19 protein-coding genes and 1 pseudogene are annotated in these 22,488 nt (G+C 71.2%); 7 read left to right on the plus strand and 13 right to left on the minus strand.

Features of this window, described 5'->3' with window-relative positions:
- Nucleotides 1–71: 71 nt before the first annotated feature.
- From ACWCPI_RS20585 to ACWCPI_RS20600, 4 genes are all read right to left on the minus strand, one after another.
- Nucleotides 72–1,043, minus strand: coding sequence for an aldo/keto reductase (locus tag ACWCPI_RS20585; protein WP_451039462.1), 972 nt, complete (start codon nucleotides 1,041–1,043; stop codon nucleotides 72–74).
- Nucleotides 1,044–1,191: 148 nt separating this feature from the next.
- Complete coding sequence (locus ACWCPI_RS20590; protein WP_451039463.1) at nucleotides 1,192–2,019, minus strand: alpha/beta fold hydrolase; 828 nt, start codon at nucleotides 2,017–2,019, stop codon at nucleotides 1,192–1,194.
- 238 nt (nucleotides 2,020–2,257) lie between these two features.
- Nucleotides 2,258–3,688 (minus strand): argininosuccinate lyase, encoded by a 1,431-nt coding sequence (gene argH, locus ACWCPI_RS20595; RefSeq protein WP_451039464.1) that lies wholly within the window; start codon nucleotides 3,686–3,688, stop codon nucleotides 2,258–2,260.
- A 122-nt stretch (nucleotides 3,689–3,810) separates the two neighbouring features.
- Nucleotides 3,811–5,013, minus strand: a complete 1,203-nt coding sequence (locus ACWCPI_RS20600; RefSeq protein ID WP_451039465.1) for an argininosuccinate synthase — start codon at nucleotides 5,011–5,013, stop codon at nucleotides 3,811–3,813.
- 237 nt (nucleotides 5,014–5,250) lie between these two features.
- Here ACWCPI_RS20600 and ACWCPI_RS20605 point away from each other — a divergent pair, with 237 nt between their 5' ends.
- The 5 genes from ACWCPI_RS20605 to ACWCPI_RS20625 all read left to right on the plus strand — a co-directional run bounded on the left by ACWCPI_RS20605 (nucleotide 5,251) and on the right by ACWCPI_RS20625 (nucleotide 10,398).
- Nucleotides 5,251–6,084: a hypothetical protein gene (locus ACWCPI_RS20605; RefSeq protein WP_451039466.1), complete on the plus strand. Its 834-nt coding sequence runs from the start codon at nucleotides 5,251–5,253 to the stop codon at nucleotides 6,082–6,084.
- Between the two features lie 117 nt (nucleotides 6,085–6,201).
- Nucleotides 6,202–6,807, plus strand: coding sequence for a pyridoxamine 5'-phosphate oxidase family protein (locus tag ACWCPI_RS20610; protein WP_451039467.1), 606 nt, complete (start codon nucleotides 6,202–6,204; stop codon nucleotides 6,805–6,807).
- Nucleotides 6,808–7,097: 290 nt separating this feature from the next.
- Nucleotides 7,098–8,480, plus strand: coding sequence for a ferredoxin reductase family protein (locus ACWCPI_RS20615; protein ID WP_451039468.1), 1,383 nt, complete (start codon nucleotides 7,098–7,100; stop codon nucleotides 8,478–8,480).
- 51 nt (nucleotides 8,481–8,531) lie between these two features.
- Complete coding sequence (locus tag ACWCPI_RS20620) at nucleotides 8,532–9,602, plus strand: FMN-binding protein (RefSeq protein WP_451039469.1); 1,071 nt, start codon at nucleotides 8,532–8,534, stop codon at nucleotides 9,600–9,602.
- Between the two features lie 55 nt (nucleotides 9,603–9,657).
- A complete protein-coding gene (locus tag ACWCPI_RS20625) occupies nucleotides 9,658–10,398 on the plus strand; it encodes an FAD:protein FMN transferase (RefSeq protein WP_451039470.1) in 741 nt (246 codons plus the stop codon).
- Nucleotides 10,399–10,701: 303 nt separating this feature from the next.
- Here the strand turns inward: ACWCPI_RS20625 and ACWCPI_RS20630 are convergent, their stop codons facing one another.
- The 6 genes from ACWCPI_RS20630 to ACWCPI_RS20655 form a co-directional block, all read right to left on the minus strand.
- Nucleotides 10,702–11,259, minus strand: coding sequence for an arginine repressor (locus ACWCPI_RS20630; RefSeq protein ID WP_451039471.1), 558 nt, complete (start codon nucleotides 11,257–11,259; stop codon nucleotides 10,702–10,704).
- Nucleotides 11,260–11,278: 19 nt separating this feature from the next.
- Entirely contained in the window at nucleotides 11,279–12,472 is a 1,194-nt protein-coding gene (locus tag ACWCPI_RS20635) for an acetylornithine transaminase (protein ID WP_451039472.1), read from the minus strand.
- Nucleotides 12,469–13,374 carry an acetylglutamate kinase gene (argB, locus tag ACWCPI_RS20640; protein WP_451039473.1) on the minus strand — a complete coding sequence of 302 codons (906 nt, stop codon included), beginning with the start codon at nucleotides 13,372–13,374 and terminating at the stop codon, nucleotides 12,469–12,471. Before argB ends, ACWCPI_RS20635 begins: the two co-directional genes overlap by 4 nt.
- Nucleotides 13,371–14,522, minus strand: coding sequence for a bifunctional glutamate N-acetyltransferase/amino-acid acetyltransferase ArgJ (gene argJ, locus ACWCPI_RS20645; RefSeq protein ID WP_451039474.1), 1,152 nt, complete (start codon nucleotides 14,520–14,522; stop codon nucleotides 13,371–13,373). The genes argB and argJ overlap by 4 nt, the downstream gene beginning before the upstream one ends.
- The gene (gene argC / locus ACWCPI_RS20650; RefSeq protein ID WP_451039475.1) at nucleotides 14,519–15,547 is read right to left on the minus strand and encodes an N-acetyl-gamma-glutamyl-phosphate reductase; all 1,029 of its coding nucleotides are present in this window, start codon (nucleotides 15,545–15,547) and stop codon (nucleotides 14,519–14,521) included. The genes argJ and argC overlap by 4 nt, the downstream gene beginning before the upstream one ends.
- Before the next feature lie 196 nt (nucleotides 15,548–15,743).
- Nucleotides 15,744–18,230 carry an alpha-L-arabinofuranosidase C-terminal domain-containing protein gene (locus ACWCPI_RS20655; RefSeq protein WP_451039476.1) on the minus strand — a complete coding sequence of 829 codons (2,487 nt, stop codon included), beginning with the start codon at nucleotides 18,228–18,230 and terminating at the stop codon, nucleotides 15,744–15,746.
- Nucleotides 18,231–18,367: 137 nt separating this feature from the next.
- On the opposite strand from ACWCPI_RS20655, the pseudogene ACWCPI_RS20660 reads away from it, so the two are divergent.
- Nucleotides 18,368–18,805: pseudogene (locus ACWCPI_RS20660) on the plus strand (DUF6314 family protein); the annotation flags it as partial.
- Here ACWCPI_RS20660 and ACWCPI_RS20665 read toward each other — a convergent pair.
- From ACWCPI_RS20665 to ACWCPI_RS20675, 3 genes are all read right to left on the minus strand, one after another.
- Nucleotides 18,793–19,386 carry a histidine phosphatase family protein gene (locus ACWCPI_RS20665; protein ID WP_451039477.1) on the minus strand — a complete coding sequence of 198 codons (594 nt, stop codon included), beginning with the start codon at nucleotides 19,384–19,386 and terminating at the stop codon, nucleotides 18,793–18,795. The pseudogene ACWCPI_RS20660 and the gene ACWCPI_RS20665 sit on opposite strands and share 13 nt — an antisense overlap.
- A gap of 156 nt (nucleotides 19,387–19,542) precedes the next feature.
- Entirely contained in the window at nucleotides 19,543–19,977 is a 435-nt protein-coding gene (locus ACWCPI_RS20670; RefSeq protein WP_451039478.1) for a GNAT family N-acetyltransferase, read from the minus strand.
- Between the two features lie 42 nt (nucleotides 19,978–20,019).
- Nucleotides 20,020–21,522 (minus strand): aminotransferase-like domain-containing protein, encoded by a 1,503-nt coding sequence (locus ACWCPI_RS20675; RefSeq protein ID WP_451039479.1) that lies wholly within the window; start codon nucleotides 21,520–21,522, stop codon nucleotides 20,020–20,022.
- On the opposite strand from ACWCPI_RS20675, the gene ACWCPI_RS20680 reads away from it, so the two are divergent.
- Nucleotides 21,521–22,483, plus strand: a complete 963-nt coding sequence (locus ACWCPI_RS20680) for a DMT family transporter (RefSeq protein WP_451039480.1) — start codon at nucleotides 21,521–21,523, stop codon at nucleotides 22,481–22,483. The genes ACWCPI_RS20675 and ACWCPI_RS20680 overlap by 2 nt on opposite strands.
- Nucleotides 22,484–22,488: the final 5 nt, after the last annotated feature.

Here is a 22,488-nt window from a genome sequence, read left to right on the forward strand (position 1 = left end):
AGCGCATGTGAGACATTGATGTCTCATTCTGAATCCGCGTGACTCACGACTGCCTGATCATCGGCGGCCCTTCAGTGCCAGGGCAGCTGTCCGCGCCGCTCCCAGTACGCTTCCGGCTCCTCCACCAGCGCGGCGAGGCGCTCCAGCTGGCCTTCGTCGAGGTCGACGGCGGCGGCGTGCAGGTTGGAGGCGAGCTGTACGGTCGTCGCGGCGCCGGAGAGGACCACGCCGGCCCAGGGCTGGCGCAGGACCAGCGCGAGGGCGACGGCGTCGCACCCCAGAGACGTTTCTTCGGCCACGGCTTTCAGCGCGTCCGGCGCGTACGGGTCCGCGAGCCGTCCGTTGGCCATGCCCTCCTTGACGATCACCGTGAGCCCGGCGTCGTGGGCCTCGGCGAGGGCTGGACCGGCCGAGGTCTCCAGGGCGTTGTACGTCGACTGGACGGTACGGAAGAGGGGCTCGCCGTCGACCGTCACGGCGAGGGCGGCCCGGATCGCGTCGGCCTGGGCGGGGCCGCTGGTGGAGAAGCCGATGGTGACGCCCTCGGCCGCGGCTTCGGCCAGCCGGGCATGGAGGTCCTTGTCGGTGAGCGCTGGGCTGTCCGGGGTCACCGAGTGGATCTGGTAGAGGTCGAGCCGGTCACCGAGCAGGGCGTCGGTCTCGGCCCGCTGACGTTCGTACGTCCGGAGGCTGTGGTCCTTGACCTCGTGCTTCTCGGCGTCGGTGGTCCAGCCCGCCGTGTAGGTGTAGCCCCACTTGCTGCCGACGACGATGTCGTCGATGTCGGGGCGGGCGTTCAGCCAGTCAGCGAGGAACTCCTCCGAGCGCCCGTAGGAGCGGGCGGCGTCGAAGTACCGCACGCCCTGGGCGTAGGCGGCGTCGAGCAGTTCGTGGGTGCGGGTGCGCAGGGCGTCGACGGTGCGCTCGGCCGGGAGGTCGTGCTCCCGGCCGAGGTTGATGTACCCCGGGCGGCCCACCGCGGCCAGGCCGAGCCCCAGGTGGGCGGTGGGGGTGGTAGCGGCGGCCAGACGGCTGAACGGCATGGCGGGCTCCGTGCACGGTCGGCGGACGGGTAACCCGCACCAATCTACCGACGCCCGTCCGGCGAGCGTGCGTGCCGGGCGGCACCGGGCGTGCGGGAATGCGGCGACAGGACCCAGGCACGGGCGGGCGCGGACGGGCGCGGACGGCTCAGCCCACGCTGAGGCAGCGCGGCGCGAAGGCCGGGTCGGCGGGCCCGCTGCGCCCGAGGGCGTTGAGCACCCACTGCCGTACCAGCGCGGACTTGGGCGCCTGGTCGTGCTCGGTGAGGTCGAGCGGGCAGCGGTCCTGGAGCAGGACGTTGGTGACGTAGGAGGCGGGCCCGTCGAGGAAGGAGCTGGTGTACGGCAGCACGACCTCGTCGTACTTGGTCGCGATCGCCGTGTAGTCGGGGCCGACGGGGGTCTCGGGGTCGGCGTTGAGCTGCTGCAGGAAGTCCGAGCCCGCGGTCTGGTCGACGCAGGACGGGCAGAGGGTGGCGCCGGCCACGAGGGCGAGCGGGTTGGTGGTGCCGTGGTTGGAGGGCACGATGCCGACGAGGTCGTCCACCTTGGTGGCGCCGCCCAGGAACTTGACGTAGTAGCGGGGCATCATGCCGCCCTGGCTGTGGCCGACGAGGTCGGCCTTCTTGGCGCCGGTCGCGCCGAGCACGGCGTTCACGAAGTCGCGCAGTTCGGCTGCGGAGTCGGCGACCGGTGCGGTCTCCAGGTCGCCGTACTCGAAGGTGAAGACGCAGTAACCGGCGTTCGCGAGGGCGGGCGAGAGGGTCAGCCAGTTCTCGTAGGAGGTCTTGAAGGTGCCGTTCACCAGGACCACGGGCTGCGGATGGGCCGAATCCGGCTTGCAGGACCAGTCGTTGGCGCCGGGCGGCGGAGTGTCGGCGGCGCTCGCGGGGGCCGTGAGACCGAGGGCGCACAGGGCGGCGGTCGCGACGGCGGCGAGGAGGCGGGCGGTTCGTCTGGGGCGTCTCGCGCGCATGATGTCCCTTTCATGCTCGACCATGATCGACCGGCGTTCGGCAATGTCGACCGGGAACCGGAATGCTTACTTCCGAGTAGGAAGAAGTCAAGGATTCGGTCAGTGGCCGAATCCTTACCGTTACCGGGCGCGCCGGGACGGCGTGAACGGCGCGGCCCGCCGCAACAAGGCCCGCCCCGGACAGCGCGAAGGGCCCGGACGAGATGTCCGGGCCCTTCTCAGAACTGTGTGCGGAACGCTACGCGCGCTTGGCCGTGGCCCACTCGTGCTGCGCCGCCACGTCCGCCTTCACCTCGGCCAGCTGCACGGCGACCGCGCTCGGCGCCGTACCGCCGCGGCCGTTGCGGGAGGCCAGGGCACCCGGCACGTTCAGCACCGAGCGCACCTGAGGCGTGAGGTGGGCCGAGATCTTCGCGAACTGCTCGTCCGTCAGGCCGTCCAGTTCCTTGCCCTCGGCCTCGGCGACCTTGACGCACTCGCCGGCGACCTCGTGCGCCACCCGGAAGGGCACGCCCTGCTTGACCAGCCACTCGGCGATGTCGGTGGCGAGGGAGAAGCCGGCCGGGGCCAGTTCCTCCATGCGCTCGCGGTTGACGGTGAGGGTCGCCATCATGCCGGTGAAGGCGGGCAGGAGGACCTCCAGCTGGTCGCAGGAGTCGAAGACGGGCTCCTTGTCCTCCTGGAGGTCGCGGTTGTAGGCGAGGGGCAGCGCCTTCAAGGTCGCCATCAGACCGGTCAGGTTGCCGATCAGGCGGCCGCTCTTGCCGCGGGCCAGCTCCGCGATGTCCGGGTTCTTCTTCTGCGGCATGATCGACGAGCCCGTGGAGAACGCGTCGTGCAGGGTCACGAAGGAGAACTCCTTCGTGTTCCAGATGATGACCTCCTCGGCGATCCGGGAGAGGTTCACACCGATCATCGCGGTGATGAAGGCGAACTCGGCGACGAAGTCACGCGAGGCCGTGCCGTCGATGGAGTTGGCGGCGGAGCCGTGCTCGAAGCCGAGGTCCTTCGCCACCGCCTCCGGGTCCAGGCCGAGGGAGGAACCCGCCAGGGCTCCCGAGCCGTACGGCGAGACCGCCGTGCGCTCGTCCCACTGGCGCAGCCGCTCGGCGTCCCGGGACAGCGACTGGACGTGGGCCAGGACATGGTGGGCGAACAGCACCGGCTGGGCGTGCTGGAGGTGGGTGCGGCCGGGCATCGCCACGTCCGGGTGGGCCTCCGCGAGGCCGATCAGCGCGTCCTGGAGGTCGGCGATCAGGCCGCCGATGATCCGGGCGTGGTCGCGCAGGTACATCCGGAAGAGGGTCGCGACCTGGTCGTTGCGGGAGCGCCCGGCGCGCAGCTTGCCGCCGAGATCGGGACCGAGGCGCTCCAGCAGGCCGCGCTCCAGGGCGGTGTGCACGTCCTCGTCGGCGATGGTGCCCACGAAGGACCCGTCGGCGACGTCCGCTTCGAGCTGGTCCAGTCCGGCGATCATCCGGGTCAGCTCGTCCTGCGTGAGCAGCCCCGCCTTGTGCAGCACGCGTGCGTGGGCACGGGAACCGGCGATGTCGTACGGCGCCAGCCGCCAGTCGAAGTGGACGGACGCGGACAGCTTGGCCAGGGCCTCGGCGGGACCGTCGGCGAAACGGCCGCCCCAGAGCCGTACGTCACCGCTGTTGCTGCTCACTTGCTGTGCTCCTTGGGAGGTCCGGGTGTGGCACCGCCTCCCCGTGGCGTGAACGGGGAGGCGGTCGTCAGGTTAGTGCGTCGCAGATGCTGTGACCTGGACGCGCGCGACCGAGGTCCGCGTCAGGCTCCGCCGGCGAGATCGCGCCGTGCCGCGAGCTTCGACGACAGGCTGTGGATGTCGATGAAGCCCTTGGCCGCGGACTGGTCGAAGGTGTCGCCCGTGTCGTAGGTGGCGAGGTCGAAGTCGTACAGCGACTGCGCCGAGCGCCGGCCGGTGACGACCGCGCGACCGCCGTGCAGGGTCATGCGGATGTCGCCGGAGACGTACCGGTTGGCCTCGTCGACGAAGCCGTCGAGGGCCCGCTTGAGCGGGGAGAACCACTGGCCGTCGTAGACGAGTTCACCCCAGCGCTGCTCGACCTGGCGCTTGTAGCGGGCGAGTTCGCGCTCGACGGTGACGTTCTCCAGCTCCTGGTGGGCGGTGATCAGGGCGATCGCGCCGGGGGCCTCGTAGACCTCGCGGGACTTGATGCCGACGAGGCGGTCCTCGACCATGTCGATCCGGCCGACGCCCTGGGCGCCCGCGCGCTCGTTGAGCTGCTGGACCGCCTGCAGGACGGTGACGGGCCTGCCGTCGACGGCGACGGGGGCGCCCTGCTCGAAGGTGATGATCACCTCGTCGGGAGCCCGCTGGACGGCCGGGTTCTGGGTGTACTCGTAGATGTCCTCGATCGGGCCGTTCCAGATGTCCTCCAGGAAGCCCGTCTCGACCGCGCGTCCGAAGACGTTCTGGTCGACGGAGTACGGGGACTTCCTGGTGGTCGCGATCGGGAGCTGCTTCTCCTCGCTGAAAGCGATTGCCCTGTCCCTGGTCATCGCGTAGTCGCGGACCGGGGCGAGGCACCTGAGGTCGGGGGCGAGGGCGACGATGCCGGCCTCGAAGCGGACCTGGTCGTTGCCCTTGCCGGTGCAGCCGTGGGCGACGGTCGTGGCGCCGTGTTTCTTCGCGGCGGCGACGAGGTGCTTGACGATCGCCGGCCGGGAGAGCGCCGAGACCAGCGGGTAGCGGTCCATGTAGAGGGCGTTGGCCTTGATCGCGGGGAGGCAGTACTCGTCGGCGAACTCGTCCTTGGCGTCGGCCACTTCGGCCTCCACCGCGCCGCACGCGAGAGCGCGCTTGCGGATGACGTCGAGGTCCTCGCCGCCCTGGCCGACGTCCACCGCGACGGCGATGACCTCGGCGCCCGTCTCCTCGGCGATCCAGCCGATGGCGACGGAGGTGTCCAGACCGCCCGAGTAGGCGAGTACGACGCGCTCGGTCACGGGATTCTCCTCAGCACCGCATTCCCTGTCCTGCATGAGTATGCAGAGCAATGCATGATTCGTCAATCGAGGGTGGTGGACCGGCCGGGCCACCAGCCCGCCGAGGAGACCGGGGAGGGCAAGCGTGAAGGTTTTTCATCTCTCTTTGAACGCGAGCAACCGCTTTCCCGTACCTCTCGCCGAACGCAGGCGCCGCGTTTCACGACCACGACCACCTGACCCGAGTGAGGCATCCGCATGTCCAGGGCTCTTCCGAAGTACAACAAGCGTCGCGTCGCGTTCATCGGCGGCGCTGCCGCGGTGGCGCTGTCCGGCACGGTGATCGCCGGCTTCGCCCTCGCGGGGGAGACGTCCAAGAGCAACGGGACCAGCGCCCGCACGCTGGCGAGCCCGGGCACGATCACATGCCCGGACGTCAGGTCGAAGCTGCCCGCGATCCCGGCCTCCGCCAAGGCCGAGGTCGACCGCAACCTCACGCTGCTGAACACCCAGATCCAGGAGGCCAACCAGCGCCTGGTCAAGACGGTCGGCCAGGGCGGGCCCAACTTCGTCCAGAACGCCATCCTCGGCCCCCTGAAGGACAAGCGGGTGGCGACGGTCAACCGCATCGCCACCGCGATCGGACGGACGGCGGCCAAGCCGCAGGGGCTGGACGCGCTGGCCCCGTGCGCCCTCAACCGCGCCGGCGCCAAGGCCACGCCTGCGGCGCCCGCACAGCAGCAGGGCGGCGGCAACACCGGCAATGCCGGTGCCGGCAACACCGGCAACGCGGGCGCGGCCGGCACCATCAGCTGCCCGGACGTCACCGGCCGGCTGCCCGCGATCCCGGCCTCCGCCAGGGCCGAGGTCGACCGCAACCTCGCCCAGCTCCAGACGCAGATCGACGAGGCCAACAAGCGCCTCGTCGACACGGTCGGCCAGGGCGGGCCCAACTTCGTCCAGAACGCCATCCTCGGCCCCCTGAAGGACAAGCGTGTCGCCGCGCTCAACCGCATCGAGACCGCGATCGGCCGAGCGGCCGCCAAGCCCGAGGGACTGGAGGCGTTCGCCACCTGCACGCTGAACAAGTGACGTGACAGCCGGCCATGGCCGCCCCGTCCGCACGCCGGCCGGGGCGGCCATGGCGCTGCCGAACGGAACACGCAATTCCTTAGACAGTCGAACGACCCCCGCCCATACTCGGTGGACGTGGGAAAAACTTACGAACGCATAGACGGCAGGCTCCGCAGGTTCATCGAGGAGCAGCCCCTCTTCTTCACGGCGACCGCTCCCCTCTCCGAGGAGGGGACGGTCAACCTCTCCCCCAAGGGCCTCAAGGGCTCCCTCGTCATCCTCGACGAACTCACCGTGGCGTACCTCGACTTCGCCGGGTCCAACGCCGAGACCGTCGCGCACCTGCGGGAGAACGGCCGGATCACCCTCATGTGGTGCGCCTTCCAGGGCCCGCCCAACATCGTCCGCGTGCACGGCCGCGGTGAGGCCGTCCTGCGCGACGATCCGCGGTTCGCGGAACTCCTCGCCCACTTCCCCGACATCGACCCCTCCCAGCACGGCCTGCGCGCGATCATCGTGGTGCGGGCCGAACTCGTCCGTGACTCCTGCGGGTACGCGGTGCCCCTCATGACGTACGACGAGGACCGCGACCTGCATGCCAAGCGGTTCGCGCGCGAGGACACCGAATCGCTCAGCGCGTACTTCGCCAAGAAGGAGCACATCGCGAGCAGCCTGGACGGCCTGCCAGGCCTGCCGCTGCCGCTGCCGCTGCCGCTGCCGCTGCCGCCGTCCAGCGTGTGAGCCACGCGCCCCGGTGCCGTCGTCGCCCGCGCGTCCGTGCCCCTGCTCCTGCCCGGCGCCCCGCCCGGGCGGAGGCGGCCTCGGCTTTCCGCGCGCACGACCGGCACCGGGGCGGCCGGGCACCCCGTCCGGCACGGGCTGCCGCACGCACTCGTCGCCGGAACGGCGGGCGAACCGACCGCGAACGCCCGGTACCGGACGAGCGGCACTGAACACACGGGCCTCCCCGCACGTATCTCTGGGCCAAGGGACCACGTCGATAGCCCCTTGCTCCCGTCCCCGGAGGAACCGTGACCACCACGCTCGCAGGCGGCCGTGCCGCCCGCCGCCAGACGATGCGCCGCATCCGACCGCGCCGATCCCCGGCCGTTCCGCTGGTCGTCGCCCTATGGGCGGGCGCGGCGGCGGTGTTGTGGCTGTGGTGGGACAACACGCCTTCCCTGGCCGACAACACCGCAAGGATCCTCGCCGCGGGGCGGATCACCGGCCTGCTCGCCGGATACCTCATGGCGCTCGTGGTGCTCCAGATGGCCCGGGTGCCCGCCCTCGAACGGCGGGTGGGCTCGGACCGGGTGGCACGCTGGCACGCGATGAGCGGCCGCTACACGGTCTGCCTGGTCATCGCGCACGTGTTCCTCACGATGTGGGCGTACGCGCTGCAGGCCGGCAAGACGCTCGGGGACGTCGTCCAGCAGACGATCGACTCGGTGAACACGCTGCCGGACATGGGCAAGGCGGCCATCGGCACCGGCCTGTTGTTCTTCATCGCGTTCATCTCGATCGGGGGCGTCCGCCGCCGGATCCCCTACGACACCTGGTACCACGTGCACCTGCTGACGTACGCGGCGGTGTACCTGACGTTCTGGCACCAGATCACCACCGGCAACGAGTTCGCCGTCGAACCCGCGGCGAAGACCTTCTGGTACGGGCTGTACGGCGCCGTCACGGCGCTGGTCCTCTGGTACCGGATCCTCACCCCGATCCGGCTCAACCTGCGGCACCGGATGTACGTCGAGGCGGTGATCGAGGAGACGCCGGGCATCGTGTCGGTGCTGATCGGCGGGCGCAAACTGCACCGGATGGGGGCGGAGGCCGGGCAGTTCTTCCGGTGGCGGTTCAAGGCGCCCGGCATGCGTTTCAGCTCGCACCCCTACTCGCTGTCGGCGGCGCCCCGCCCGGACATGCTGCGGATCACGGTCAAGGCCATCGGTGACCACACCTCACGGCTGCGCGACCTCGAACCCGGCACCAAGGTGTGGGCCGAGGGCCCGTACGGTGCCCTGACCGCCCAGCGCCGCAGCCGGGGCAAGGTGCTGCTGGTGGCGGGCGGTGTCGGCATCACGCCGATGCGGGCCCTGTTCGAGACGCTGCCCGGCGCGGCCGGTGACATCACCCTGCTCTACCGGGCCAACAGCACCCAGGACCTGGCCCTGTGGGACGAGCTCGCGGCCATCGCCGACGAGCGCGGCGCCCGGCTGATGTACGCGGTCAACAGCCCGGACGGCGAACGGCCCGACATCTCGGCGGAGCGGTTGCGGCAGAAGCTGCCGGACATCGACGAGCACGACGTGTTCATGTGCGGGCCGCCCGGCTTCGCGCAGTCCGTGTACGAAGCACTGCGCGGCGCGGGTGTGCCCGCCCGCCGCATCCATCACGAGTCGTTCGAGATGTGAGCGACGGGATCTCACAGAACAGACTTTCGGACTTCAGGAGCTGTAGGACCGATGAGGAAGAGTCACCCCATCCGGCGTGTCGTGCTGGCCGGCGCCGCCACCGTCTCCGGGATCGTGCTGCTGCTGTCGCTGAAACCGGCGACGGATCCCGGTTCCGCGCAGGCGGCCGGCGTCGGGGTACCACCGGCGGCCTCGGCTCAGGGCGGCGCCCAGGCGGCCGGGACCGGCACGGTCACCGGTGACGCGGCGCAGACCCAGTACGGGGCCGTGCAGGTACGGCTGACCGTGAGCAACGGCAAGATCACCCAGGCGGAGGCCGTCCAGGCTCCCAAGGGCGGCCAGAGCGACCAGATCACCGCGAACGCCGTACCGAAACTCAACCAGGCGGCCGTGACCGCGCAGAGCGCCGACATCGACGCGGTCTCCGGGGCCACCTACACCAGCGCCGCGTACAAGAAGTCCCTCCAGTCGGCCATCGACAAGGCGAACGCGAGCGCCGGCTCCTCACAGGGCTCGGGGGCCGCCCAGGCGGCCACGGTCACCGGCAGCGCCTCCCAGACCCAGTACGGTGCGGTCCAGGTACGCATCACCGTCAGCGGCGGCAAGATCACCAAGGCGGAGGCCGTCCAGGCTCCCAAGGGCGGCCAGAGCGACCGGATCACCGCGAACGCCGTACCGAAACTCAACCAGGCGGCCGTGACCGCGCAGAGCGCCGAGATCGACGCGGTCTCCGGGGCCACCTACACCAGCGCCGGCTACAAGGAATCCCTCCAGTCGGCCATCGACAAGGCGAACGCGAGCGCCGGCTCCTCGCAGGGGTCGGGCTCCCAGGGCTCCGGCGCCGCCCAGGCGCGCACCGTCACCGGCAGCGTCTCCCAGACCCAGTACGGCCCGGTCCAGGTACGCATCACCGTCAACGGCGGCAAGATCACCAAGGCCGAGGCGGTCCAGGCACCCAGCGGTGGCCAGAGCACCAACATCACCGCGAACGCCGTACCGAAGCTCAACCAGGCGGCCGTGGCGGCCGGGACCGCCGACATCGACGCGGTCTCCGGGGCCACGTACACCAGCGCCGGCTACAAGGAATCCCTCCAGTCGGCCCTGGACCAGGCCGGTGGCTGACACGGTGGCCGGGCCGGCAGAAGCTCCCGCCGCGGTACGTCGGGCGGAGGAGGCCATGGGGACGGTCTTCTCCTTCGACGTCCGCGGCGGGGATCCCGGTGCCGTGCGGTCGGCGCTGGATGCGGCGGTCGCCGGGTTGCACCGGGTCGACGAGGTGTTCAGCACCTATCGCGACGACAGCCAGATATCGCGGCTGGCGCGCGGGGAGCTGACCGTGGACGAGTGCGATCCGGAGGTCGCCGAGGTGCTCGATCTGGGTGCCGAGGCCGAGCGGACCAGCGAGGGCTGGTTCAGCACGACCTACGAGGGCCGCGTCGACCCGACGGGCGTCGTCAAGGGCTGGTCGGTCGAACGGGCGGCCCGGCTCCTCGCCGCCGTCCCCGGGGTGACCGGCGTGAGCGTCAACGGCGGCGGTGACGTGCAGCTCCTGGGCGTTCCGGGTGGGCAGCGGCCGTGGCGGGTGGGTGTCGCCGACCCGCTCCGCCCGGGGGGCCTGGCCGCGGTGATCTCCGCCGCCGGTCTGGACGAACTGGCCGTGGCCACGTCCGGTACCGCGGAGCGGGGCGCCCACATCGTCGACCCGCGCACGGGACGCTCGGCGGTGACGGACCTGGTGGCGGTGACGGTGGTGGCCCCCGAGCTGACCTGGGCGGACTGCTGGGCGACAGCGGCGTTCGCGATGGGGTCACGGCAGGGACTGCGCTGGCTGGAGTCCCTGCCGGGCGTGGAGGCGCTGCTCGTCACGGCGGGCGACGAGGTGCGGTGCACGGGAGGCCTGGCGGCGCGGCTCGGCTGACCGGGCCCCGACTCACGCACCGGCTCTCGTCCCCGCCGGCCATGAAAGCCCAGCTCGTGTACGACGGGCTACGGGTGACGGGCGACGGCATGCAGTGCACAGTCACCCCTCGGCGCGCGGCACGATGGGCCGAGGCCGCCCCGCGTCGAGGGGCGAGGCACCGCATTGCCCTGCGCCGTTCGCCGTGTGGGCGCGTCCGGGCCCGGCACACCCCACCCGGCTCGCGGCCCGCGCGGCCGCCGGCTCAGTCGCCGTCGGCCGACCGCGACGCACCCCACTCGACGCACGAGCGCGGCCGCCGGCTCAGTGGCCGTTCTGCGCCAGCCTCAGCAGATGATCGGCCAGGGCCTGACCGCCGGTGGGGTTCCGGCTGATCAGCATCAGCGTGTCGTCACCCGCGATGGTGCCCAGGATGTCGTGCAGCTCGGCCTGGTCGATGGCCGAGGCCAGGAACTGCGCGGCTCCCGGCGGGGTCCGCAGGACCACGAGATTGGCGGAGGCCTCCGCGGAGATGAGCAGCTCCTGCGACAACCGCCGCATCCGCTCCTCCTTCGCCGACTCCCCCAGCGGCGCACGGGGCGTACGGAACCCGCCCTCGCTCGGCACCGCGTAGATCAGATCACCGTCGGTGTTCCGGATCTTCACGGCGTTGAGCTCGTCCAGGTCCCGGGAGAGCGTCGCCTGGGTGACGCTCAGCCCGTCGTCCGCGAGCAGCTTCGCGAGCTGGCTCTGCGACCGCACGGGCTGCCGGTTGAGGATGTCCACGATCCTGCGGTGACGCGCGGTGCGGGTCTGCGGCACGGCAGGTCCGGCGACTGAATTCGCCTCGTTCTGCCCGTGGTCCTGCGGCGCCTGACTCATCGTCGTCTCATTCTCCGGATCATGCGTCCCCGTCGGCCTCGCCGGCCCCGTCCAGGATGCCGGGCAGGGCCTGAAGAAGCGCTTCCACTTCGTCGACGCCGAGGTTCAGCGGCGGCATGAGCCGTACGACATCGGGGGCGGGCGCGTTCACCAGGAAGCCGGCGTCCTGAGCCACCTGCTGCACCCTGGCGGCGAGCGGCTCGGTGAGCACGATACCCAGGAGCAGACCGGAGCCCCGGACATGGCTGATCAACGGGTGACCGAGCGCCTCGATCCCGTCGCGCAGCGTCTCGCTCTGCCGCTTGACGTTCTCCAGCAACCCCTCGTTCGCGATGGTGTCCAGCACGGCGAGCCCCGCGGCGCAGGCGACCGGGTTCCCGCCGAAGGTGGTCCCGTGGTGGCCGGGCTGGAGCAGCTCCGCCGCCCGCCCGAAGGCGACCGTCGCGCCCAGCGGCAGCCCGCCGCCGAGCTGCTTGGCGAGGGTGACGACGTCCGGCAGCACGCCCTCGTGAGCCTGGTACGCGAACCAGTGCCCGGTGCGGCCGATGCCGGTCTGCACCTCGTCGAGGACGAGCAGTGCCCCCGTCGCGGCCGTGATCGCCCGTGCCGCCTTGAGGTAGCCGGCCGGGGGCACCACGACACCCAGCTCGCCCTGGATCGGCTCGATGATCACCAGAGCCGTCTCGTGCGTCACCGCGGCGGCCAGCGCCTGCGCGTCGCCGTACGGAACGTGGGTGACGTCACCGGGCAGCGGCAGGAACGGCTCCCGCTTGCCGGGCTGGCCGGTCATCGCGAGGGCGCCCATCGTGCGGCCGTGGAAACCGCCTTCGGTGGCCACCACGTGCGTCCGCCCGGTCAGCCGGCCGATCTTGAACGCGGCCTCGTTCGCCTCCGCGCCGGAGTTGCAGAAGAAGACCCTGCCTTCCCGGCCGAAGAGCTGGAGGAGCCGCTCGGCGAGGGTGACGGTCGGCTCGGCCATGAAGAAGTTGGAGATGTGGCCGAGGGAGGCGATCTGGCTGCTGACGGCTTCGACGACGGCCGGGTGGGCGTGGCCGAGCGCGTTGGTCGCGATGCCCCCGACGAAGTCGAGGTACTGCCTGCCCTCGGCGTCCCAGACCTTGAGGCCCTCACCGCGGACCAGCGGCAGTCGCGGTGTGCCGTAGTTGTTCATGAGCGCGCCCTGCCACCGCGCGGTCAGCTCCTGGTTGCTCATGACGCCCCCTGTTCGTCCGGCACGACCATCGTGCCGATGCCCTCGTCGGTGAAGATCTCCAGCAGGATGGAGTGCTGTACGCGGCCGTCGATGACGCGCGCGGTCTGGACGCCGTTGCGCACCGCGTGCAGGCAGCCCTCCATCTTGGGGACCATGCCGGAGCTCAACTCCGGCAGCAGCTTCTCCAGTTGGGAAGCGGTGAGGCGGCTGATCACCTCGTCGGAGTGGGGCCAGTCCTCGTAGAGGCCCTCGACGTCCGTGAGGACCATGAGGGTTTCGGCGCCCAGCGCAGCAGCGAGTGCCGCAGCCGCCGTATCAGCATTGACGTTGTAGACATGGTGGTCGTCCTGGGAACGGGCGATCGACGAGACGACCGGGATCCGGCCGTCGGCCAGCAGGGCCTCGATCGCGCCCGTGTCGATGTCGGTGATCTCGCCGACCCGTCCGATGTCGACGAGTTCGCCGTCGATCTCGGGCTGGTGCCGGGTGGCGGTGATGGTGTGCGCGTCCTCGCCGGTGAGGCCCACGGCCAGCGGCCCGTGCTGGTTGAGCAGCCCGACCAGCTCGCGCTGCACCTGTCCGGCCAGGACCATCCGTACGACGTCCATGGCGTCCTCGGTGGTGACGCGCAGGCCGGCCTTGAACTCGCTGACGATGCCGTGCTTGTCGAGGGCGGCGCTGATCTGCGGGCCGCCGCCGTGCACGACGACCGGCTTGAGGCCGGCGTGGTGCAGGAACACGACGTCCTGCGCGAACGCGGCCTTCAACTCCTCGTCGATCATGGCGTTGCCGCCGAACTTGATGACGACGGTCTTGCCGTTGTGCCGGACGAGCCAGGGCAGCGCCTCGATGAGGATCTGGGCCTTGGGAAGGGCGGTGTGCTTCCGCGTCGGATTGCTCATGAGCTGTAGGCGCTGTTCTCGTGGACGTAGTCGGCGGTGAGGTCGTTGGTCCAGATGGTGGCGGTCTCGGAGCCGGCGGCGAGGTCGGCGACGATGTGCACCTCGCGGTAGCGCATGTCGACCTTCTCGCGGTCCTCGCCGACACCGCCGTTCTTGCACACCCAGACGCCGTTGATGGCGACGTTGAGCCGGTCGGGCTCGAAGGCGGCCTTCGTGGTGCCGATCGCGGAGAGGACGCGGCCCCAGTTGGGGTCCTCGCCGTGGATGGCGCACTTGAGCAGGTTGTTGCGGGCGATGGAGCGGCCCACCTCGACGGCGTCGTCCTCCGTCGCGGCGTTGATCACCTCGACCTTGATGTCCTTGCTGGCGCCCTCGGCGTCCCGGATGAGCTGCCGGCCGAGGTCGTCGCAGACCTGCCGTACGGCGTCGGCGAACTCCTCGTACGCCGGGGTGACTTCGGCGGAGCCGGAGGCGAGCAGCAGCACGGTGTCGTTCGTGGACATGCAGCCGTCGGAGTCGACGCGGTCGAAGGTGACCTTGGTGGCGGCGCGCAGGGCCCTGTCCAGGGTCTCGCTGTCGAGGTCGGCGTCGGTGGTGAGAACCACCAGCATGGTGGCGAGGCCGGGGGCGAGCATGCCCGCGCCCTTGGCCATGCCGCCGACGGTCCAGCCGTCCTTGGTGACGACGGACGTCTTGTGGACGGTGTCGGTGGTCTTGATGGCGATGGCCGCCCTCTCACCGCCGTGCTCGGAGAGTTGCGCGGCGGCCGTCTCGACGCCCGGGAGCAGCTTGTCCATGGGGAGGAGGACACCGATGAGCCCGGTGGAGCAGACGGCCACCTCGATGGCACCGCGGCTGAGCACCTCGGCCGCCTTCTCGGCGGTGGCGTGGGTGTCCTGGAAGCCCTTGGGTCCCGTACAGGCGTTGGCGCCACCGGAGTTGAGGACGACGGCGGACACCTGTCCGCTCTTGAGCACCTGCTCGGACCAGAGCACGGGCGCAGCCTTCACACGGTTGGAGGTGAAGACACCGGCGGCGGCGCGGCGGGGTCCGGTGTTGACCACGAGGGCCAGGTCCGGGTTGCCGTTCTCCTTGATCCCGGCGGCGATGCCCGCGGCCGTGAATCCCTTGGCTGCCGTGACGCTCACGGTGCGACTCCGATCGTGGAAAGCCCGGTGGTCTCGTCGAGACCGAGGGCGAGGTTCATGCTCTGGACGGCACCGCCCGCGGTGCCCTTGGCCAGGTTGTCGATGGCGCTGATCGCGATGATGCGGTTCGCGGCCGGGTCGTACGCGACCTGCACCTGAACGGCGTTCGAACCGTGGACGGACGCCGTGGCGGGCCACTGGCCCTCGGGGAGCAGGTGGACGAAGGGCTCGTCGGCGAACGCCTTCTCGTACGCGGCGCGCACGGACTCGGCGGTCACGCCGGGCCGCGCGGAGGCGCTGCAGGTGGCGAGGATGCCGCGGGGCATCGGGGCGAGGGTCGGGGTGAAGGAGACGCGGACCCGCTCCCCCGCGGCCGCGCTGAGGTTCTGGATCATCTCGGGTGTGTGCCGGTGGCCGCCGCCGACGCCGTACGGCGTCATGGAGCCCATGACCTCGCTGCCCAGCAGATGGGGCTTGGGTGCCTTGCCCGCGCCGGAGGTGCCGGAGGCGGCGACGATCACGGCCTCGGGCTCCGCCAGGCCGGCGGCGTAGGCCGGGAACAGGGCGAGCGAGACGGCGGTCGGGTAGCAACCGGGCACCGCGATGCGCTTGGACCCCTCCAGCGCAGCGCGGCCACCCGGCAGTTCGGGAAGGCCGTAGGGCCAGGTGCCGGCGTGCGGGGAGCCGTAGAACGCCTCCCAGTCGGCCGCGTCCTTCAGCCGGAAGTCGGCGCCCATGTCGACGACCAGGACGTCCGGGCCGAGCTGCTCGGCGACGGCGGCGGATTGCCCGTGCGGCAGCGCGAGGAAGACGACATCATGTCCGGCAAGGACGTCCGCGGTGGTCTCCTGGAGTACCCGGTCGGCGAGCGGCATCAGGTGCGGCTGGAGGGCACCGAGGCGCTGCCCCGCGTTGGAGTTGCCGGTCAGGGCACCGATCTCGACCTCGGGGTGCGCCAGGAGCAGACGCAGGACTTCCCCGCCCGCGTATCCGCTCGCTCCGGCCACTGCCGCACGTACCGCCATGGAATCCTCCTCCTAGAGGGCATGACTATACGTTTCGCTGCACGTTTATGCAATCCTGGCCCGTGTCGGCCCGCCGGGGAGGGCCACCGGGCCGCCGTCCTGCCCCGGACGCCGAACAGGCACTGCCGGCGGCCCCGGGGTGGGCCGCCGGCAGGTGGCGCGTCGGGTCGGGGCGTCGTGTGCCGCCCCGGCGCCGTCACCTCTGCTTGATCCGCAGGAACGTGACGGAGTTCGCCGGGAAGGTGTAGGTGAACTTCCCGGCCACGCCTCTGAAGGTGGACGTCACCGGCGTCACCGGCGTGTCCGTCTCGGTGTTCACGGCGTCCTGGTCGGCCGCCAGCGTGGTCACGCGGGCCGAGGAGGAGACCTCGGCGCCGCCGAGGTCGATCGCCGTACGCGCCTCGGCCGACCGGGCGTTGACGACCTTGACGATCAGGTCACCGCTCTTCGCGTCCTCGGTGACGACCTGGCGGAACGGCTCGGCCGGCTTGTCGTCCCGGAAGCTGCCCCATTCCTCGCCGTCCAGGAACAGGGTGACCTGGCGGCCGCGCACCTTGATGTCGATGTCGTAGGCGCGGCCCGTCTCGATCGACCCGGGCTTCGTCATCAGGGTGCCCTTGGCGCCGCCCACGGCCTGCTCGATCGCGGACTGGGTGTTGTTCCAGCCGCCGAGGTTCCACCAGTAGTAGTTGCCGGTGTCCTTGACCCCGAAGGCGAGGAGGAAGCCCTCCTTGCCGGACTTCTTGGTGGCCCTCACATGCAGGTCGTAGTCCTTCCAGGCCGGGTCGCCCGCCGTGACCATGGTGTTCTCGGCGGCGGTGTCGGTCTGGACGTAGCTCCCGTCCTGGATGCTCCAGCTGCCCGCGCCGGAGTGCTTCCACTGCGAGGCGTCACCGGAGAAGTCGTCGCTCAGCAGGGTCGAGCCGTCCGCGGAGGTGACCTTCACGTCGTCGTACGCGGCGCTGGTCGCCCATGTGGACAGGCCGACGGCGCCGGAGATCGGGCCGCTGACGTCGGGCGTCGTGGTGGCCCGCGAGGGGACCACGCGGTCGCCGACGTTGGTCATGAACAGCTTCTGGACCTCGTAGTCGGCCGAGTTCCAGGAGGCCCGGTTGTTGAACCAGATCATGTCCGGGCGCCACTGCACATAGTCCTCGTTGGCGAGGAGCGGGGCGTACGAGGCGAGCTTGACGATGTCCGCGTTGCGCTCCAGTCCGGTCATGAAGGCGGCCTCGGCGAGGCCGTTCTTCCAGGCGTTGCCCTGGGAGGCGTATTCGCCCAGGAAGACCTTGGGGCCGTTCCTGTCGTAGGAGTCGTAGCGGTCGTTGTTCTGCAGGAACCAGTTCGGGCTGTTGTAGTAGTGCTCGTCGACCATGTCGACCTTGCCCTCGCGGTTGAGCTGCCAGGCGGTGTCGAAGGTCGCGCCGGCGTCGTCCGGGCCCGAGTTGGAGATGACGGTGATCTCCGGGTACTTCGCTTTGACGGCGGTCCGGAACCGCTCGAAGCGGGCGAAGAACTCGCGAGGCAGGTTCTCCTCGTTGCCGACCCCGAGGTGGGTCAGGTGGAACGGCTCGGGGTGGCCCATCTCCGCGCGGACCTTGCCCCACTTCGAGGTCGCCGGGCCGTTGGCGAACTCGATGAGGTCGAGGGTGTCCTGGATGTGCCGCTTGAGCAGTGCCTCGTCGTCGGTGGCCCTGTTCTGGCCGCAACCGGTCACCAGGGCCGGGACGACGGGCAGCGGCATGGCGCCGATGTCCTCGGAGAAGCGGAAGTACTCGTAGTACCCGAGGCCGTAACTCTGGTTGTAGCCCCAGAAGTTGGCGTTGGTGGCGCGTTCCTCGACCGGGCCTATGGTGTCCTTCCACTGGTAGCTGCGCTTGCGCTGCCAGCCGGAGGCCTCGCTGTAGTCCTGCATGGAACCGGTGTTGACCAGACAGCCGCCGGGGAAGCGCACGAAGCCCGGTTTCAGTGCGGCGATCTTCTCGGCGAGATCCTTGCGCAGGCCGTTCGGCTGGTTCTTGTACGTCTCGCGCGGGAACAGCGACACCATGTCGAGCGCGGCGGCGCTCGTCGCGGCGACGGTGAGACGCCCGCGGCTGCTGGTGCGGGTGGCGGTGAAGGTGGCCTTGTACTTCGCCCAGCCGGCCTTGCCGACGGCGATCTGACGGGCGGTGGCCAGGGTGCCCGCGGAGTCCTTGAGGGAGACGGCGAGCGTGGTGCCGCTGTCGGCGCGGGCCCACACGGAGAAGTCGTACCGCTTGCCCTGCTCGACCCGGATGCCGGTGTTGTAGCCGGCGTTCGTGACGGACGAACCGGCTTTGAGCGAGAGGTAGTTGCGGTTGCGCTCGTTGAGCCGGCCGGCGTCGTCGACGACCTGGGCGGTGCCGCCGACCGTCCAGGAGGTCAGGGGTGTGTAGGAGCCGTTGTCGGCGGTGGAGTACTCGAAGGAGCGGTTCTGCACGAGCTCGGCGTACAGGCCGCCGTCGGCGGCCCGGTTGATGTCCTCGAAGAAGACGCCGTACATCGTGTCGTCGATCGCCGCGCCCTCGGCGGACGGGTCGACGGTGATCGCGTAGTCGGTGACGTCCTCGGCGTGCGCGGGAGCCGGGACGAGGGTGGCCGCCGTCAGGAGGGCGGTGGCCGTGAGACCGAGCCTCCATCGGGTGCGGACGGTGCGTGGCATGGATACTTCGCGCCTCTCTGGTAGAGGAGTGTTCGAAATATCAGACATTGGTCAACATTGCGAACGGCAAGATAGGGAGGGGGCGGAGGCGCGTCAATGGGTCGCGCAGGAGCGGATGCGACGAAGGAGAGGACGCCATGGGCGAGTTCCGGTCAGTGCCCGACGCACTGGACTACCTCGCCGGGAGCTGGCGGGTGGAACGGTCCGTGCGGGATCTCGCGAGCGGGGAGGAAGGGACGTTCTCCGGTACGACGGTTTTCAGCCCGCTGGACGGCGGCGGCCTCCTGCACCACGAGTCCGGCACTTTCGTCTGGCGGGGAGAGCCCAGGCCGGCCGAGCGGACGCTGCGCTTCCTGCCGGGCGAGGCGGACGGCACGGCGGACGTACGGTTCGCGGACGGGCGGCCCTTCCACGGCCTGGACCTGAGTTCCGGGCGGCACATCGCCGACCACCCCTGCTCGGCCGACCTCTACCGGGGCGAGTTCACCGTCCGGGACGAGGACCACTGGCGGACGGTGTGGCGGGTGCGCGGCCCGGCCAAGGACCTGGTGCTGACCACCGACTACGCGCGCGAGAGTCGAGCGGGCGCTCCGTCGAGGCGGAGGTTCCAGCGACCCGCCCGGCCGGACACGGCGATCGTCGACAGGGGACGTACGTCGATGTTCCAGTAGGTGGAGGGCGGCGCCTTCAACGCGTACACCAGGGCGGCGCGGATCACCGAGGGTTCGGCCACGGCGACGATACGGCCGCCGTCCTCCACGGGCCGGGTGTCGAGCCAGCTGCCGACCCGGCCGATGAACGCCAGCAGCGACTCTCCGCCGTGCGGCGCCGAGCGCGGGTTCGCCAGCCAGGCGTCCACCGCCTCGGGTTCCCGGGCCATCGCCTCACCGAGGGTCAGTCCGCGCCAGCGGCCCATGTCGCAGTCGCGCAGGGCGAGTTGGATCAAGGGTGCGTAACCGAGGGCGTCACCGGTGGCCCGGCTGCGCGGGGTCGGGGAGCAGTAGCGCAGTTCGGCCGCCGCCAACGGCAGCAGGTCACGCGCGACACTCTGCACCTCGTCCCAGCCGGCCTGGTCCAGCGGCCGGTCGTCCTCAAAGCGCTCCGCGAGCGGAGAGGCGCTGCGCGCCGCGGCGACGAAGGTGACCCGAAGTGGCATGCGTGGATGGTGTGCCCGGAAAGTGCGCAGGTCAAGAGGTGTTGTGCAGGAGTCACCGAGGGTGGATGACACCTTACTGCCGGGTCAGGACCAGGCGGACATGTCACTGGAAAACGGCTGTTGGACATTCAAGTACAGCCGCCGCGAGGCGAGCGCCTACGAGAAGAGCGCCATGTACTGGTCCGGCTTCTCCAGCGGCGCGAACCCGAGCTTCTCGTAGACCCCGTGCGCGTCGTGCGTGGCGAGCAGCACGCGCTTCACGCCGTACGGCCGCAGTTGCTCGCGCACGGCTTCGACCAGCGCCGTCCCGATGCCCTTGCCGCGCGCCGACGGGTCGACGTACACATCGCACAGCCAGGCGAAGGTCGCCCGGTCGGTGACGACCCGGGCATACGCCACCTGCTCCCCCGAAACCGTCTCGTACACCCCGAAGTTCAGCGATCCGTCGATCGCCTGGTCCTGCTTCTCCCGCGCCCGCCCGATCGCCCAGTACGCGTCGGTGGACAGCCAGCGGTGCACCCGCTCGCGGTCGAGGCGGTGCGGGTCGGTGGAGATCTCGTGGCCTTCGGGGAGCGGGAGGGTGTCCGTCATGCGACGAGACTCGCAAACCGCGGGCGGCGGAGTCGAGCGATTTCAGCGCCCCCGCGGGGCCTGCGTTCGGACCGCGCCGAGGTCGCGCTCCCTGACCCGCCTCGGGAGCACCTCGTCGCACGCCGCACGCAGCCGCCGCACCCCCTCCACGATCTCACCGGCCCCGGCCACCGCCGCGAAGCTCAGCCGCAGGTGCCCCGCCGGCGGCTCCGCGCTGAAGTAGGGCCGCCCGGGAGTGATCGCGACGCCCGCGCGCAGAGCGGCCGACGTCAGGGCCGCCTCGTCGGTGCCGTCGGGCAGGCGCAGCCACAGGTGGTAACCGCCGGACGGGATGTAGGGAAGGGCGAGTTCGGGCAGGTCGAGGCGGAGCGCGGCCGTCATCGCGTCGCGGCGGGTCTTCAGCTCCGCCGAGACGGCCCGCAGATGGCGTGGCCAGGCCGGCGAACCGACCAGTTCCAGCGCCGCCTCCTGCAGCGGTCGCGGGACGAAGAAGGCGTCGACGACCTGGATGGCACGCAGCCGTTCCAGCACCGGACCGCGGGCGGCGAGCGCGCTCAGCCGGAAGCTCGGCGAGGTCGCCTTGGTCAGCGAGCAGACGTGGACGACGACACCGTCCGGGTCGTCGGCGGCCAGCGGGCGCGGCAGGGGACCGGCGTCCTCGTGCACCAGGCGCCGTACGAAGTCGTCCTCGACGACGAAGGCACCGGCCTCGCGCGCGATGCGCAGCACCTCCGCGCGCCGGTCGGGGGCGAGCACCGCGCCGGTCGGGTTCTGGAAGAGCGGCTGGCAGACGAAGACGCGAGCGCCGGTCGCCCGGAAGGCGTCGGCGAGCAGGGCCGGCCGGACGCCGTCCGCGTCGACCGGCACCGGGACCGGACGCTGTCCCGCCGCGCGGGCGATGGCCAGCATCCCCGGGTACGTCGGTGACTCGACCAGCACCGGGGCGCCGGGCGGGGCGAGCGCCCGCAGCGCGGTCGTCAGGGCCGACTGGCCGCCCGCGGCGACCAGCACCTCGGCGGCCGTGACGGATCCCCCGGCGCCGCCGATGCTGCGCGCGAACCACTCCCGCAGCTCCGGCAGCCCCTCCATGGGCGGCCTCCCCCACGCCCCGGGGCGGCGACCGGCCCGGGACAGCGCGGCTGCCATCGCGCGCTCCGGCTGCAGGGACTGGTGCAGATAGCCGCCGTTGAACTCGATCACTCCCGGGGGCGGGGCGGACAGCGAGACCAGCACTCCGGAGGCGTCCACCGAGCGCGGTACGAGTTCGGCGGCCGCCTCCGCGCTGAGGGTCACCTCCTGCCACGAGGTGTCCCCGGCGGTGGCGACCGGCGTCCGCGCCTCGGCTCGGAACGCCCCGGCGCCGGGCCGGGTGACCACGAGCCCTTCGGCCGCCAGCTGCGCCAGAGCCCGGGAGACCGTCACAGGGCTCACCCGGAACCGCTCCACCAGGGCACGACTCGACGGGAGCTTTCCGCCGGGTGAGTAGCGGTCAAGCTCCCGCCGAAGCTGGTTCGCCAGTTCACCCACGCTGCTACGCTCTTGCATGAGAGCCGAGAATAGCGCTACCAGGCCGACCTCGATAGCAGTCACCTCCCCGACCGACGCCCCGGCCGCCCCGGGCGGCACGGTCGCCGCGACCGCCGGCAGCCCGGCCCTGCGGGGCACGATCCAGGCCGCTCTCGGTGTCGCGGCCTTCTCCCTCACCTTCCCCGCCACCGCCTGGGGCCTGGAGGGCTTCGGCCCGTGGTCCCTCGTCGCCGTGCGCAGTGTGCTGGCCGCGCTGATCGCGGGCGGCTGTCTGCTCGCGCTGCGTGTGCCGCTCCCCGCCCGCCGGCACTGGGCCGGCCTCGCGGTGGTCGCCGCCGGAGTGGTCCTCGGCTTCCCCCTTCTCACCACGCTCGCGCTCCAGACGTCCACGACGGCCCACGCGGCCGTGGTCGTCGGTCTGCTTCCACTGACCACAGCGCTGTTCTCCGCCCTGCGCGTCGGCACCCGCCCCTCGCGCACCTTCTGGCTGGCGGCGCTCGCCGGCGCGGCCGCGGTGGCCGCCTTCACCGTTCAGCAGAGCGGCGGCGCCCTGACCACGGCCGACCTGTATCTCTTCGGCGCGCTGCTGGTGTGCGCGGCCGGTTACACCGAGGGGGGCCGGCTGGCCCGGGTGATGCCGGGCTGGCATGTGATCGGCTGGGCGCTGGTGCTGTGCCTGCCGCTCACCGTGCCGGCCGCCGCGGTCGCGTTGTCGTCCGAGCCCGTGCAGCTGACCTGGCACGGTGTCACCGGACTGCTGTGGGTGGCGGCGGGCTCGCAGTTCCTCGGCCTGGTCGTCTGGTACCGGGGCATGGCGGCCATCGGCATCCCGAAGGCCAGCCAGTTGCAGTTGGCCCAGCCCCTGCTCACACTGGTGTGGTCGGTGCTGCTGCTGGGTGAGCACCTGACAGTGGCCGCCCCGCTGACGGCCGCGGCGGTGCTCGTGTGCATCGCCGTGACCCAGCGGGCGCGTGGCTGAGCGGG

The organism is Streptomyces sp. NPDC001920 (assembly GCF_053594495.1).